Here is a 14,715-nt window from a genome sequence, read left to right on the forward strand (position 1 = left end):
CCTTGCTTGGTGTCTCTGATGTGAGCGAATTCTCCAGATCCTCTGGCTGGCTAGAGGCTTAACCACAACCCCACGGGCTATTTCATGAAAAACATTCGTCGCCAGGTAGTTATCGCTGCTGCATTGCTGGCTGCAGCCCAGATGTCAGGTTCCGCGCTGGCGCAAGCCTATCCGAGCAAGCCCATCACCATCGTCGTGGCCTATCCGGCTGGCGGCGATACCGATGCCATGGCACGCCTGTATGCCGAGAAGCTGGGCCAGCGACTGGGGCAGCCCGTGGTGGTGGACAACCGGCCCGGTGCCAGCGGCACCATCGGCACCGTGCATGTGGCCAAGGCCGCACCCGACGGCTACACCTTGCTGCTGGCGCCCAATACCTTTGCCATCGCCCAGTTCGTGCTCAAGACCAACGCGGGTTCGAGCTACGACGTGCTCGGCGGCTTCACGCCCATCGTGCAGACCAGCGTGCAGCCCATGTTCGTGGCCGCCAGTCAGAGCTCGGGCATCAAGGACATCAAGGCCCTGGCGAGCCAGGGCAAGCGCGACGGACTGACCTATGCCAGCCCCGGCAGCGGCTCGCCCATGCACATCCTGGGCGAGATGTTCAACAAGGCCGCAGGCACCAAGCTGTCCCACATTCCCTACAAGGGCGTGGCGCCCGCAGTCAACGACCTGATCGGCGGCCATGTGCCCACGACCTTCATGACCTGGGGCCCCATCGCGCCCTACGCGGGCGGCAAGGTCAACGTGCTGGCCGTGGCCGATGCGCAGCGCAGCCCGCTGGCACCGAATGTGCCCACGCTGGCCGAGCAGGGCGTCAAGGATGTGGAAGTGTCGGCCTGGCAAGGCCTGTTCGGCCCCAAGGGCATGAAGCCCGAGACCGTCAAGCTGCTGAACACCCATCTCAATGAAATTCTGAGGATGCCGGACGTGGTCGCCAAGATGGCGGCCTTCGGCGCCCTGCCTGCGGGCGGCGAGCCGGCACGTCTGGAAAAGACCAACGCTGCCGACTACAACCGCTTCGGCAAGCTCATCAAGGACCTGGATATCCGGGCCGACTAAATGACCAACCCCCTGAGTCGCTTCGCGCCTTCCCCCATGGGGGACGACACCCTCGGTGCGGGGCGGCCCTTCCTCGGTGTCCCTGAGGTCGGGCCGCGCCAGTTTCCCGCGATACGGGTGGCACGCAGCGCTCCGGGCAATGAAACCGAACCACGATTCAAGACAGTTTTCGAAGGAGAGAACCATGGCCGCTGATCGATATCTCGAGCCGCATCAGGCGCGCGAGCGCGCCTCCACCCTGTTTGAGGACCTGCTGGGCGACTCCATTGAGCGCGCCTTCGGCGAGGGCGTGCAGACGCTGCCCGAGCTGGTGGCCTACATCAACCGCAGCGGCCCCGCCGGCGAGAACGGCGAGCCCTGGACCGAAGACAGCTTTCAGGCGCTGATGGCCCGTCTGGGCTATTGAGACAGAACAGGACAGGAGTACCCCATGAACGTACAAACCATCACCATCGATCCGGTGGACCGTTTGCTCAACACGGGTCTGAAGAACCTCTGGTATGCGGTCTGCCCTTCGGATTTCGTCAAGACCGAGCCCGTCTCGCTGCGCCGCTTCGGCCGCAAGATCGCGCTGTGGCGCGACGCTGCCGGTCAGGTCCATGCACTGGAAGACCACTGCCCGCACCGCGGCGCGCCGCTGTCCCAGGGCGTGATCCTGGGCGACCGCCTGGCCTGCCCCTACCACGGAGTGGAAGTGCGCTGCGACGGCACTGTGACCAAGGTGCCCGGCAGCCCCGGCTGCAAGCTCGAAGGCTCGCGTGCCGCGCTGGCCTTCCATGTGCGCGAGATGCACGGCGCGATCTTTCTCTACAACAGCGACAAGCATGTGGATGAGGCTCCCGAGTTCAGCCTGCCCGAGGAGCTGAGCTCGCCCGAGTACTCGAACTTCCTGTGCTATGCCGAGTGGCGCAGCGACTACCGCTACGCGCTGGACAACGTCATGGACCCCATGCACGGCACCTTCCTGCACAAGCAGTCGCACTCCATGGCCGAGGGCGACAGCAAGGCCAGCTTCCAGGTACGTGACACCGATCACGGCTTCGTGTTCGAGAAGGTCGGCCAGCGCGGCGTGAACTTCGACTGGACCGAATATGGCGAAACCGGCGTGCAGTGGATGCGCCTGGAGATCCCGTACCCCAAGACCGGCGGCCCCGGCGGCAACTTCGCCATCGTCGCTTGCGTCACGCCCATCAGCGCCGATCTGTGCGCCGTGTTCTTCTGGCGCGCGCGCAAGGTGCAGGGCTGGATGCGCGACACCTGGCGCTTCCTCTACCGCAACCGCCTTGAGGCACGCCACTGGGCCGTGCTGGAGCAGGACCGCATCATGATGGAGCAGATGGAAGCCGACGCCAATGAGCGCGAGAACCTCTACCAGCATGACATCGGCCTGGTGCGCCTGCGCCGTCACCTGCGTCGTCAGGCCCAGGAACAGATCGACGAAGGCATCGCATCATGAGCAACAGCTTGCAGGCCTTTGTGCACACGCTGCGCTTCGAGGCCCAGGACACCATCAGCGTGGAGCTGCGCCCGGTCGATGGCGGTGAGTTCCCGGCCTTCACGGCCGGCTCGCATATCGATCTGCACCTGCCCAACGGGCTGGTGCGCAGCTATTCCCTGTCCAACGACAGCAGCGAGCGCCACCGCTACGTGGTCGGCGTGCTGCGCGACCGCGCCAGCCGCGGCGGCTCGCGCTGCGTGCACGAGTCGCTGCGCGTGGGCATGCCCATCACCATCTCCGAGCCGCGCAACCACTTCGCGCTCGACGAGACGGCGACGCATTCGGTGCTGGTGGCTGGCGGCATCGGCATCACGCCCATGCTGTGCATGGCACGCCGCTTGAAGAGCTTGGGACTCTCGTTCGAGATGCTGTACTTTGCGCGCGAGCGCAAGAGTGCGGCCTTTCTGGCCGAGCTGCAGGCCCTGGGCATGCCACTGCATCTGCACTTCGATGCCGAGGCGGGCGGGCCGCCCGACCTGCGGGCATTGCTGGCGCAGCGCGCCCCCGAGGCGGGCCTGCACCACTATTCCTGCGGCCCGACGCCCATGCTTGATGCCTTCGAGAAGTTCTGCGCCGAGCTCGGTCATGCCAATGCCCATATCGAGCGCTTCACGCCGGTGGAAGTCAAGGCATCGTCCGATGCGCGCAGCAACTACACGGTAGAGCTCAAGCGCAGCGGTCGCTTCATCGAGATCACGCCCGAGAAGTCCCTGCTGGACACGCTGCTGGACGCCGGTGTCGATGTGGACCACAGCTGCTGCGAAGGGGTCTGCGGCTCCTGCGAGACCCGTGTGCTGGAAGGCGTTCCCGACCACCGCGACTCGGTGCTCAGCCCCAAGGAGCGCGCTGGCAACAAGGTCATGATGGTCTGCGTCTCCGGCTGCAAGAGCGAGCGCCTGGTCCTGGATATATGACACCCCCTGAGTCGCTTCGCGCCTTCCCCCCCTCTCTGTATCCGCTTCGCGGGAGAGGGGGCGGCACCCTCGGCGCGGGGCTGCGCGGCCGGCCCGGGACCTTCCTCGGTGTCCCTGAGCTGGACCATGCTGAATTGACGAGTGAGGCCCTGGGCCAGCAACTGAAGACAACCCACCACCCCTAGAGGAGACAAACCATGAAATCCATCCATACGCCGGCCCTCGGCGTGGCGCTAGCCTGCCTGGCATCTTTGCCCGGCGCCGCTTCGGCACAGTCCAAGGTCGAGCTTTTCGGCGTCGTCGACGTCGGCGTGGCTCATCTGGGCGGCTCGGGAGCCTCCAAGACCGGCCTTTCCACAGGCGGCGCCAACATCAGCCGCCTGGGCTTTCGCGGCACCGAGGATCTGGGCGGCGGCCTTAAGGCGGGTTTCTGGCTCGAGGCCGGCCTGGACGTGGACAGCGGCGCCGGCAAGGCCACGGGCGGCGGTCTGAGCTTCAACCGCCGCTCCACCGTGAGCCTGATGGGCAACTGGGGCGAGGTGCGCCTGGGGCGCGACGACTCGGCCACTTTCCTGAATACGCTGATCTTCGATCCCTTCCTGACCAACGGCGTGGGCGGCACGGGTGCCTTCACCATGCTGGGCATTCCGGGCGTTCCCTCGACCGGCGGCGCGCCCATACAGATCAGCAATGCAGTGAGCTATTTCCTGCCCCAGAACCTGGGCGGCTTCTACGGTCAGGCCCAGCTGGCATTCGGCGAGCAGCCCAGCGGCGCGCCCAACAAGCGCGAGGGCGACTATCGCGGCCTGCGCCTGGGCTACCGCCAGGGCGCGTTCAACGGCGCGCTGGCCACGGGCCGTCTCTACGGCAACACCAGCGACACCAATCTGACGGCGAACAATGTGGGCCTGTCCTACGACTTCGGTGTGGCCAAGCCCATGCTGCTGTGGGCTTCGGAAAAGCGCGGCGGCACCAAGATCACGGCCGTGCAACTGGGCGTGACCGCTCCCGTGGGCAATGGCGAGGCCCGTGCCTCCTTCGGCCACTACAACCTGTCCGGCAGCAATGCGGACTGGAACAAGATCAGCGTGGGCTATGGCTACAACCTCTCCAAGCGCACCCAGGTCTATGGCACTTATGCCTTCCTGAAGAACAAGGGCTCGGCGGCAAAGTCCATCGGCGTGCAGGGGCTGAGCGCTCCCGGCACCACGCCGGGCGGCAACGCGAACGGCCTGGAACTGGGCATCCGCCACTTCTTCTGACCCCGCCCCGCAGGGCCGGCATGGGCCGGCCCCGGGGTTTCGGCGGCAGCACGGCTGCCGTACCGCGCGCCCGCCAGGACGTGCGCCCTGGCGGGGGCCGGCGGGTGCCGGTCCCGGCTTTTTTCTCTCTCAACGCTAGCCGGACTCCTATCATGAAAGACTCACGCTCGTTGCGCTGGTGGGGCGTGGTCACGCTGTTCGTGATCGTCGCCATTTCCTACGTGGACCGGATCAATATCTCGGTCCTCATCACCGATCACGACTTTCTGTCGCACATCGGCCTCACGCCCGACGACCGAACGCGTCAGGGCCTGCTGGCCACGGCCTTCATGGTCGGCTACGGTGTCTCGTCCTTCGTACTCACGCCGTTCTGCGCGGCGCTGTTCGGCGTGCGCCGCAGCCTGTTTGCCGGCTTGCTGCTGTGGGGTGTGGTGACCTTTCTGTCTCCGGCCATGAACAGCTACGGGCTGCTGCTGGCATCGCGTGTTCTGCTGGGCGTGTCCGAGGGGCCGCTGTTCTCCCTGGCCGGCAGCTACATCAAGGCTCATTTCGAGAGCCGCGAGAACGGCAAACCGAACTCCCTGGTCAATATGGGCACCGGACTGGGCCTGGCAGTGGGCTATCCCTTCGTCGGCTACCTGGTCGTGGGCCACAACTGGGAGACCTCGTTTCATGTGCTGGGCCTGATCAACGTGCTGCTCGGCGTTCCGCTGGTCTGGGCCTTTGTGCGCATGCCCAAGGTGGAGACCGGCATGCCCAAGCCCCAGTCGCTGGGCCAGGCCGTGGGCCAGGTCGGCCAGATCGTGCGTGGTGCCATGCACACGCGCTATCTGTGGCTGATCACCATTCTCACGGCGGCCTTTCTGTCCTATCTCTGGGGCAGCAGCAACTGGCTGCCCGCCTATCTCAAGGAGTCGCGCGGCTTTTCCATGCGCGAGATGGGCTGGCTGGCTTCGCTGCCGCAATACGCGAGCGTGGCGGCGGTCTTCGTCGGTGGCATGATCATCGATCGCATCGCGCGCCGCCAGGTGCCGCTGATCTTTGTCTTCGGCAGCCTCGGCGTGGCGATCGCCGTGTGGCTGGCCATCCATATGGAAGACCGCTATGCGGCAGCCTATTGCCTGATTGCAGCCAACTTCTGCTGGGGACTGATGAGCCCGGCCATTCCGAGCACCGTGCAGCATTGTGCGCGGCCCGAGCATGTGGCCAGCGCCTATGGCGTGGTCAACGGTGCGGGCAGTCTGGTTGCGGGCTTCATGCCGGCCATCATGGGAGCGGTGATAGGTGCGCTGTCGGCCCGCGGCGGCGTCGGTGCGGGATTCTTTGCGGGCTTCGCGGCGCTGATAGGCACGCAGGTGATCGTGATGCTCTGCGGCATCGTGCTCTGGGTGCGCGAGCGCAGCGCCGAAGCGCAGTCATCGTGATGCGCGTGCAAAAAAGGAGCGCCTGGCGCTCCTTTTTCATGGGTTTCAGCATATTTTGAGTCTGAGATGACTGTTGGTCAGTCGTAAACAGCTCTATTTTTAATAGAAAACACCTTGAGCCTGGTGCGACGCATCTGAGCTGACACCGAGCATGGGCTGCCTCAGCAAAGCTGTCGTCCCCCTTGTGGGGCGCCGTGCAACGGGAAGGCGCGTAGCGCCACAGGGGGACTATTTCAACCAGCCGCGTTTGCGGAAGTACAGCATGGGGCCGACGGCGCTCAGAATCATCAGGCCGACCACGTAGCCGTAGCCGAATTCCCACTCCAGCTCGGGCATGAACTTGAAGTTCATGCCGTAGACGCTGGCGATCAGCGTGGGCGGCAGCAGGGCCACGCTGGCCACCGAGAAGATCTTGATGATCTTGTTCTGGTTGATGTTGATGAAGCCGACCGTGGCGTCCATCAGGAAGTTGATCTTGTCGAACAGAAAGGCCGTGTGACTGTCCAGCGACTCGATGTCGCGCAGAATTTGGCGCGCTTCCTCGAACTGCTCGGCGTTGAGCATCTTGGAGCGCATCAGAAAGCTCACGGCTCGGCGCGTGTCCATGACGTTGCGGCGGATGCGGCCGTTCAAGTCTTCTTGGCGGGCGATCGCGCCCAGCACTTCCTTGGCCATTTCGTCGGTCACATCGCCGGACAGCACCATCTTGCTGGCTTTTTCCAGGTCGTCGTAAATGCGCTCCAGCGTGTCGGCAGAGTATTCGGCGTCGGCGTCAAACAGCTTGAGCAGCACGTCCTTGGCATCGTCGATCAAGCCGGGCGCACGGCGCGCTCGCATGCGCAGCAGGCGAAAGACCGGCACATCCTCGTCGTGGATGGAGAACAGCACGCCATGGCTGCGCAGCGCTGCGTTGTGCTGGTTGACGATGAAGGCCACGCGCACCGAGCGGGGGTCTTCGTCGTCGTCGATCAGAAAGTCGCTGCGGATATGCAGCTCGCCGTTGTCTTCTTCGTAAAAACGCGCCGACTCCTCAATGTCGTCGTCCATCGCATCCTCAGGGATGGACAGCTCGTAGTGCTGTTTGATCCAGCGCTTTTCTTCGAGGGTTGGCGATTCCAGATCGACCCAGACGGGGCGAAAGCGTTCAAGGTCTGCCAGGGACTCGATTTCTTCCTGAACGAGTCGACCATTGGCTAGCGTAAAGATGTTGAGCATCAGCTCACTCCCGGTTGTTCTTGAGGTTCTGCAGGGATCAGGGCGCTTTCAACCCCCACAGTCTTCACCGGGAGCTGAAAGCTACCAACTAGGGTAGGTTTCCACGGATGTCTTTCAATAATTCGAAGCCAGTGATTATGCTACGTTGCACTGCAGCATGTCGCGTGCGGCATAGTTGGGAGAGTGGGTAAGCGGGGCTTGTCGCCAGCCTGTCACAGCCCCTTGGTAAATGCGTCGGCCTGCACCAGATCGGCCCAGGCACCGGCCTTGGCCTGAGGCGCACGCAGCAGATAGTTGGGGTCGTAGGTCACGACCGTGGGTACGCCCGCAATGTGGTGCGGCTCGGCCCGCAGCCGGCCCAGCGCATCATGGCGGCCCAGCACGGCGCGGGCACTGGCCAGGCCCAGAACCAGCACGCAGTCCGGGCGCAGCTCGCGCAGCAGGGCCTCCAGGGCGGGTTGCAGCGCCTGGGCATGGCTGAGGTCGGCATCGGGCGGCGCACGGTGCAGTGCGGCGCTGAAGACACGCGGTTTTTCCTGCAGTCCGAGGGCACGCAGCATATTGTCCAGCAGCTTGGCGGCATCGCCCTGCAGCGCCGTCTGGGCGCTGTCGGCCGCAGGCCTTTGCGCCGGGCTCAGCAGAGGCGGGTTGGCGGCAGGCTCCAGCAGGATCAGCCAGCCGCCTTGCTCAGCGCTTTGCACATGCTGCAGCGCATGGGGGTAGACCAGCTGGGCGGGACTGATGGTCCAGCCCAGGCCTGGCTCGCCGGCCGGGCCTGCTGCGGGTTGCTGCACAAACTGACGCGGCTCGTGCGCCCGGTGGGCGGACAGGTTCTGGGGCGCTGGGCTGGCGGGCCCGGCGGTCTGGGCGGGCGGCTGGGCCGGTGTTGGCGCTGCCTCGGCCGCAGGTGCAGCGGCCTGAGCCACGGGCGGACTTACAGGCGGGCTGACAGGGGCGGGCGGTGCCACGCGCATCGCTGGCGCCGCGACGGGCTGGGGCTCGGCGACCGGCGACGGTGCGGCAGCGACGGCAGTGACAGCAGCCACTGCTGCGGGTTCCACGGGCTCGGGCAACCAGACGGTGATGCCCATAGCTTCCAGCATGGCCCGCTGGCGGGCGTCCAGGTTCAGGGCCATAGTTTCAGACTCATGAGCACCGCGTGCTCGCGCGGGCCGTTGGGGTTGGGGTAGTAGTTCTTGCGCAGGCCGACTTCGGTGAAGCCGTGCCTGAGGTAGACCTCGCGGGCGCGGGCATTGCTTTCGCGCACTTCCAGCCAGACCCACTGGGCATTCTGCTGTCGAGACCAAAGCGCCAGTGCATCGAGCAGCACGCGCGCCCAGCCCTGGCGCTGGCAGGCCGGATTGACGGTGATATTGAGCAAATGGACCTCGTCCAGCGCCTGCATGGCGACAAAGTAGCCCAGCAACTGGTGATCGGCATCGACCAGCAGCTGTATCTGATAGCCGGCCACCATGGCATCCTGGAAGTTGCCGCGCGTCCATGGGTGGACATAGGCTTGCTCCTCGATCGGGAGCAGGGTGTCGAGCCAGAGCGCAGACAGCGGCTCGAAATGCACCAGGGATGCCGCATCCTGGGTGCTGGCGTCGGTGGCGAGTGTGGAGCTGCTGGGCAAGGTCATGAGGTGCTCATCAGGAGGCGGCGTCGGAGGCAGCGGCAGCGGCGGCCTTCTCGGCTTCGCGCTCGGCCGTGGTTTTTGCCACTTTATCGCGGATATAGCGCGGGAGCGCCTCTTCGGCCGGCACCGCGCAGCCTTTTGCCAACAGTGCCGGAGCCAGGCGCAGCATGGCCGTGGCCGTGGGCATGGCGTGCACATGGCGGGCGGTGGGCGCCAGCAGCTCGGGGTAGACGGGCTGGGCATTGCCCGCCACGGCATGGCCGGCTGCAGCCTGCAGAGCCTCGGGGGCGCACAGGCCGAAGTCCTCGGGCTCGATCCACTGGCCGTCCACATAGCAAAAGGCTGCGTGATAGACCTCGTGCATGCGCGCGTCGAGCACGGCCTCGACCTCGGTGCAGCCATGCAGATGACGGGCCTCTTCGGCCACGGTGAGCAGCGAGTCCACGGGCAGCACGGGAACCTTGGCGGCAAACGCCAGACCCTGGGTAATGGCGCAGGCCGTGCGCAGGCCCGTGAAGGAGCCGGGGCCGCGCCCGAAGGCAATGGCGTCCAGCTGCGCAAAGCTCAGCCCCGCCTCCTTCATGAGCTGGCGGATGGCCGGCAGCAACTGGGCCGACGACTGCTGCGCGCCCGGCCCGCTGTGCTGCCAGATGGCATCGCCACGCTGGACGGCAACAAACAAGGTATCGGTACTGGTGTCGATGGCGAGAAGATTCATGTTCGGCGGGGCGTCAGCCGCAGATGGGCTGGAGCGCAATACAGGCTGCACTGGGCTGCAGTAGAGGGCAGCGTAGCCCTGCATTATCGGACGCCCGCCGTCAGCTTGCCGCAGGTGCTGCCAATGCCCGGCATGGGCGAAGCCCGGCGTAGACTCTTGCCCCATGCTGCAGACCCCCTTCTTTCTTCGCAAGACCCTGAGCGCGCTGGGCGCATCACTGCTGGCGCTGCTGGCCCAGCCCGCGCTGTCGCAATCCCTGCCTGCCGACACCCGCATTCCCGCCGCCGTGGACGCGGCGCTGCAACGCGCCAAGATTCCGCGCGATGCCGTATCGCTGCTGGTGATGAATGTGGATGGCAGATCACCACCAAACCTGGCCTGGCGCACGCACCAGGCCATGAATCCGGCATCGGTCATGAAGCTGGTCACCACCTATGCGGCGCTCGACCAGCTCGGCCCCGCCTATGTCTGGCGCACGCCCGTCTATCTGGGCGGCCCGGTGGTCGATGGCGCCCTGCGCGGCAACCTCTACATCCAGGGCCAGGGCGACCCCAAGCTGGTGCTGGAGCGTCTGTGGCTGATGCTGCGCCGCCTGCAAGGCATGGGCATCAAGGTCATCGTGGGCGATATCGTGCTGGACCGCAGCGCCTTTCAGCTGCCTGCGCATGATGCGGCGGTCTTCGACAACGAGCCCTGGCGGCCCTACAACGCCTCGCCCGATGCGCTGCTGATCAACTACAAGGCCGTGGCGCTGAATATTGCTCCTGATACAGGAGCTGGTATCGCTCGTATTCAATACGATCCACCAATGTTTGGCATGGAAAACCAGCAGGCAGTTGCGCTGGCTGCTCCTACTTCTGATTGCGGCGACTGGCGCAGCAAAATGCAGCTGGACATGAACAATCCGCAGCGCATTGCCTTCAACGGCAGCTATCCGGCAAGCTGCGGCGACAAGAGCTGGTCCATCGCACCGGCGCAGCCCGAGCGCTTTGCGGCCAAGGCCATAGAAGGCATGTGGCGCGAGCTGGGCGGCAAGCTCACCGGCGCCGTGCGCGACGGCAGCGTGCCCCAGGGCCTGCAGCCGGCGTTCCAGCTGGAGTCTCCGGCACTGTCCGAAGTGGTGCGCGACATCAACAAATACAGCAACAACATCATGGCCCAGCATGTGCTGCTCACCCTGGGCATGCAGCGCACCGGCGTGGCCAGCTTCGACTCCGCCAGGCAGTCGCTGGCCCAGTGGTGGGCCGCGCGCTGGGGCAATGCCGAGCAGCCCGTGGTGGACAACGGCGCAGGCCTGAGCCGCAATGCCAGCATCACGGCCAGCGGACTGGGGCAGATGCTGCAGAACGCCTGGGTCTCGCCCGTGATGCCGGAGTTCGTCTCCTCCATGCCCATCGTCGGCGTGGACGGTACGCTGCGCCGCAGCAAGAGCCGCTTTGCCGGCGCGGCCCACCTCAAGACCGGCAGCCTGCGCGACTCGGCGGCGCTGGCCGGCTATGTCGACGGTGCCAGCGGCCAGCGCTATGTGCTGGTGGCCATGGCCAACCATGCCAATGCGGCCGCGGCGCGCACGGCCTGGGATGCGCTGGTGGACTGGACGGCGGCCCAGTAGCCGCCCGGGGGCGGCCGCTCCATTGCCGCTCTATCGCCGCCCTTTGCCAGCCTCGACAAACCGGACCCAGGTCCGGTTTTTTTGTTGCGTGACAGCCTGATGACCAGTTTCTTGGGCGTTGGATTTTTGTCCGACCATCGGTAATTGCCCGATAACAACGCCTGGATGAGTGTCGCTAGGATGACGCTGAGGAAAAAAGCACGACCGTGCGATTCACAACACCTCAGGAGAACATCATCTTGGCAAGCAAACTCAAACTCTTGGCGGCTGCAATGGCAACGGTGGGCCTGCTGGCGGCCTGCGGCGGCGGAGGCGGAGCCGATACCACCCCCAAGGCCAAGGTCACCTCGGTCAAGGTCATGGGCGACAGCCTCTCGGACAGCGGCACCTTCGGCTTCAAGTTCACGGTACAGGGCTCGGCGCTCACCGGTGCTGGCTCGACCATGATCTGGCCTGAGCGCATTGCTGACCAGTTCAGCCAGAGCTTGTGCGCCCACTTTCGTGCCGGTGACGAGAATCTCACGACTTATCAGGAAGTCGCCACCTGCACCAACTACGCAGTGGGTGGTGGCCGCGTGAACCCGCTGGATGCGCCGACATCGCCCAAGTCGGTTCTGGTTCAGATCCAGGTCGCATCCAAGGCCGGTTTCACTGCTGATGACCTCGTCATCATTGATGGTGGTGCCAACGATGCAGCCGATGTGATCGGGGCGCTGATTGCTGCGGCCAAGGGCAATTCGCAGCCGCTGAACGCCATGGTGGCCTGGCTGGATTCCAAGGCTCCCGGTACTTCCACGGCCCTGATGACGCAGGCCGGAGGCGATGCCACCAAGTTTGCAGGTCTGGCGGCCGGCGCTTATCTGCAGACCCTGGCCAAGACTCTGGCCGGCTCCATTGCGCAGAATGTGGTCGCCAAGGGCGCCACGCGTGTGGCCGTGCTGAATGTTCCCGCTATCACCAAGACACCGCGCTTCCAGATGGTCCTGGCCAGCATTGCCCAGGCCGCAGGCGGCGGGGATCAGGGGGCTGCTGTGGCCGCCAAGCAGGAAGCATCGTTCGATGCCCTGGTACAGGTCTTCAACAACCAGCTGGCTGCCAGCCTGGCAGGCCAGTCCCAGGTGGTCGTGGTCGATTTCTACACCGAGTTCAAGAGCCAGATCAGCAACCCGGCCCAGTACGACTTCGACAACGTGAAGGACCCGGTCTGCCCGATCACTGGCGTGGACGCAAGCGGCCTGCCCACCTATACCTTCCCCACCTGCACGGCAGCGGCCTTGAGTGCTGCACCGGGCAAATCCAGCCCTGACTGGTGGCAGCACCATGTCTTTGCCGACAGCTTCCATCCCACGCCTTACGGCCATCAGCAAATGAGCCAGCTGGTTTCCCGCTCTCTGGCCCAGAAGGGCTGGCTGTAAATCCGTCCGCACCTCAATAACAAGGAGATAAAACCATGAAAATTTCTGTGCGGATCATTGCAGCCGCTGCTGCGCTGGCGGCCTGCGGTCTGGCCAGCGCCCAATCGGCCGGAAGCTGGATGGCGCGTGTGGGCGTGACCCATCTGTCGCCTGATGTGAACAGCGGCAATCTGTCGGCGCCATCCTTTCCCAACACCAAAGTCGATGCCGGCAGCAATACCCAGCTGGGCGGCGGCATCACCTATATGGTGACCGACAATCTGGCGCTGGACGTGCCTCTGGCCACGCCCTTCAAGCATGACCTGTCGGGAGCCGGCGCGATTGCCGGCGTGGGCAAGCTGGGCAGCACCAAGGCGATACCAGCGACGCTGATGCTGCAGTACCGCTTCAACGAGGCCAAGGCAGCGTTTCGCCCCTATCTGGGCGTCGGCGTGACCTATGCCCACTTCTATGGCGAAAAGACCACGGCCACGCTCAACGGTCTGACAGGGGGCACCCAGGCGAATCCGACCACCGCCGAGCTCGACGACAAGTTCGGTGCGCTGGCCCAGCTGGGTTTTGTCTACAACTTCAACGAGCGCTGGTTTGTGGATGCGTCCTACTCCAAGAGCTTTCTGAAGACCAAGATCCATCTGTCTTCGGGCCAGAGCATCAGCGTCAGGCTCAATCCCGATGTGTTTTCCATGGCCATAGGCTACCGCTTCTGAGGCTGTACGGCCGACACGAAAAATCCGGGCGGGCCCCGGATTTTTCTTTTTGGCTGCGGCTTCAGTTGTAGTGCTGCGCCGAAGGCTCCTCGCCATGCACGGCCCAGCGGCCCAGGGCCTGGAGCTTGTAGTCCAGCGGATCGTGCAGGGTATGGGTGCGCACATTGCGCCAGAAACGGTCGAAGCCCAGGTCGGCATGGGTGCCGCGTGAGCCCACCACATCGAACATTTCCTGGGTGGCGAACAGGGTGCAGCGATGCGCCATGACCTTGGCTTCAAAGACGGCGATGGCGACCTCGGCGCGTTCCGCAGCGCTCAGCCCAGGGCCGTGCTCCCAGGCTTTTTGCAGCAGCTCTGCCCCGTGGTCGGCCATCAGGGCGGCTCCCGAAATCTGGGCCTGCATCTCGCCCATGCGGCGCAGCAGATAGGGGTCGTCGGTGGCGCGCTCCACCGCCGAGCCCACCCAGGGCCGGCCATGCTCGCGCGCGTAGTCGCGTGCCTGTCGGCGCGCGCCCTGGGCCACGCCGACAAACAGATTGACCAGCACCAGCTGCGCCAGGCAGTTGCGCAGCGTATGAAAGGCCGTGACCTCGGCGCTTTCGTCGCGCATGACGGCGCTGGCGGGAAGCTGCACGTGATTGAACTGCACCGAGCCGCTGTCGGTCTGACGCTGGCCCATGGGGTTCCAGTCGTCCTTGACGGCAATGCCGGGCGAGGCGGTTTCAAGCAGGCCCAGAATGGGCTGCGCATGGCCTGCGACGCTGGCCGATACCGTCAGGTAATGAGAGCCGCGCGTGCCCGAGCAAAAGCCTTTCAGGCCGTCGAGCACATAGCCGCCGGCCAGCTCCGAGCTGCGGGGCTGGGCCTGCAGACGCGTGTCGCGCGGGTTCAGCGCATTGCCCCACCAGCCCTTCTCATCGATGGTGCGGCGCAGCCAGAGGCGCTGCTGCTGGCGCGAGCCATAGATCAGCACGGTGGCGACCTGGAGCTGGTGAAACGCCAACACATGGGCCAGGGCGCTGTCGACTGCGGCCAGGGCCCGGACATGGCGGTAGATGTCGGGCCAGTTCAGGGCATCGCCGCCATGCTCGCGGGGAATCGCCAGGCGCAGCAGGCCGGCATCGCGCAGCAAGGCTTTTTCCGCTGCCGCATGGCCGCCCTGGCGGTCGCGCGCGACGGCGGTTTTTTCCAGGGCGCCGAGTACATCGTTGAAGTGACTGGAGAACATGGTCAAGAAGGTGGAGGGCGGAAA

14 protein-coding genes are annotated in these 14,715 nt (G+C 65.1%); 9 read left to right on the plus strand and 5 right to left on the minus strand.

Features of this window, described 5'->3' with window-relative positions:
- Positions 1–84: 84 nt before the first annotated feature.
- From DFO48_RS14320 to DFO48_RS14355, 6 genes are all read left to right on the plus strand, one after another.
- Positions 85–1,062, plus strand: coding sequence for a tripartite tricarboxylate transporter substrate binding protein (locus tag DFO48_RS14320; RefSeq protein WP_114863792.1), 978 nt, complete (start codon positions 85–87; stop codon positions 1,060–1,062).
- Between the two features lie 184 nt (positions 1,063–1,246).
- On the plus strand, positions 1,247–1,468 hold the full coding sequence (locus tag DFO48_RS14330; protein ID WP_003060438.1) for a recombinase-like helix-turn-helix domain-containing protein: 222 nt from the start codon (positions 1,247–1,249) through the stop codon (positions 1,466–1,468).
- Positions 1,469–1,492: 24 nt separating this feature from the next.
- Positions 1,493–2,518: an aromatic ring-hydroxylating dioxygenase subunit alpha gene (locus tag DFO48_RS14335; protein ID WP_114863794.1), complete on the plus strand. Its 1,026-nt coding sequence runs from the start codon at positions 1,493–1,495 to the stop codon at positions 2,516–2,518.
- A complete protein-coding gene (locus tag DFO48_RS14340) occupies positions 2,515–3,474 on the plus strand; it encodes a PDR/VanB family oxidoreductase (RefSeq protein WP_114863795.1) in 960 nt (319 codons plus the stop codon). The genes DFO48_RS14335 and DFO48_RS14340 overlap by 4 nt, the downstream gene beginning before the upstream one ends.
- A gap of 197 nt (positions 3,475–3,671) precedes the next feature.
- Positions 3,672–4,736: a porin gene (locus tag DFO48_RS14350; protein WP_114863797.1), complete on the plus strand. Its 1,065-nt coding sequence runs from the start codon at positions 3,672–3,674 to the stop codon at positions 4,734–4,736.
- Between the two features lie 152 nt (positions 4,737–4,888).
- Entirely contained in the window at positions 4,889–6,160 is a 1,272-nt protein-coding gene (locus DFO48_RS14355) for an MFS transporter (RefSeq protein WP_034347976.1), read from the plus strand.
- Between the two features lie 228 nt (positions 6,161–6,388).
- Here DFO48_RS14355 and corA read toward each other — a convergent pair whose 3' ends face one another.
- From corA to tsaB, 4 genes are all read right to left on the minus strand, one after another.
- Positions 6,389–7,375 carry a magnesium/cobalt transporter CorA gene (gene corA / locus DFO48_RS14360; RefSeq protein ID WP_003072528.1) on the minus strand — a complete coding sequence of 329 codons (987 nt, stop codon included), beginning with the start codon at positions 7,373–7,375 and terminating at the stop codon, positions 6,389–6,391.
- A 212-nt stretch (positions 7,376–7,587) separates the two neighbouring features.
- Complete coding sequence (locus tag DFO48_RS14365) at positions 7,588–8,511, minus strand: uracil-DNA glycosylase family protein (RefSeq protein ID WP_114863798.1); 924 nt, start codon at positions 8,509–8,511, stop codon at positions 7,588–7,590.
- Positions 8,502–9,014, minus strand: a complete 513-nt coding sequence (rimI, locus tag DFO48_RS14370) for a ribosomal protein S18-alanine N-acetyltransferase (RefSeq protein WP_114863799.1) — start codon at positions 9,012–9,014, stop codon at positions 8,502–8,504. Before rimI ends, DFO48_RS14365 begins: the two co-directional genes overlap by 10 nt.
- A 10-nt stretch (positions 9,015–9,024) precedes the next feature.
- Complete coding sequence (gene tsaB, locus DFO48_RS14375; RefSeq protein ID WP_114863800.1) at positions 9,025–9,729, minus strand: tRNA (adenosine(37)-N6)-threonylcarbamoyltransferase complex dimerization subunit type 1 TsaB; 705 nt, start codon at positions 9,727–9,729, stop codon at positions 9,025–9,027.
- A gap of 163 nt (positions 9,730–9,892) precedes the next feature.
- Between tsaB and dacB the strand changes: the two genes are divergently transcribed.
- From dacB to DFO48_RS14390, 3 genes are all read left to right on the plus strand, one after another.
- A complete protein-coding gene (gene dacB / locus DFO48_RS14380; protein WP_114863801.1) occupies positions 9,893–11,341 on the plus strand; it encodes a D-alanyl-D-alanine carboxypeptidase/D-alanyl-D-alanine-endopeptidase in 1,449 nt (482 codons plus the stop codon).
- Positions 11,342–11,580: 239 nt separating this feature from the next.
- Positions 11,581–12,756, plus strand: a complete 1,176-nt coding sequence (locus DFO48_RS14385; RefSeq protein ID WP_034347980.1) for an SGNH/GDSL hydrolase family protein — start codon at positions 11,581–11,583, stop codon at positions 12,754–12,756.
- Positions 12,757–12,791: 35 nt separating this feature from the next.
- On the plus strand, positions 12,792–13,463 hold the full coding sequence (locus DFO48_RS14390; RefSeq protein ID WP_003072542.1) for an OmpW family protein: 672 nt from the start codon (positions 12,792–12,794) through the stop codon (positions 13,461–13,463).
- Between the two features lie 61 nt (positions 13,464–13,524).
- Here DFO48_RS14390 and DFO48_RS14395 read toward each other — a convergent pair whose 3' ends face one another.
- On the minus strand, positions 13,525–14,691 hold the full coding sequence (locus tag DFO48_RS14395) for an acyl-CoA dehydrogenase family protein (RefSeq protein WP_114863802.1): 1,167 nt from the start codon (positions 14,689–14,691) through the stop codon (positions 13,525–13,527).
- Positions 14,692–14,715: the final 24 nt, after the last annotated feature.

The organism is Comamonas sp. AG1104 (assembly GCF_003350425.1).
Classification (GTDB): Bacteria; Pseudomonadota; Gammaproteobacteria; order Burkholderiales; family Burkholderiaceae_C; genus Comamonas; species Comamonas testosteroni.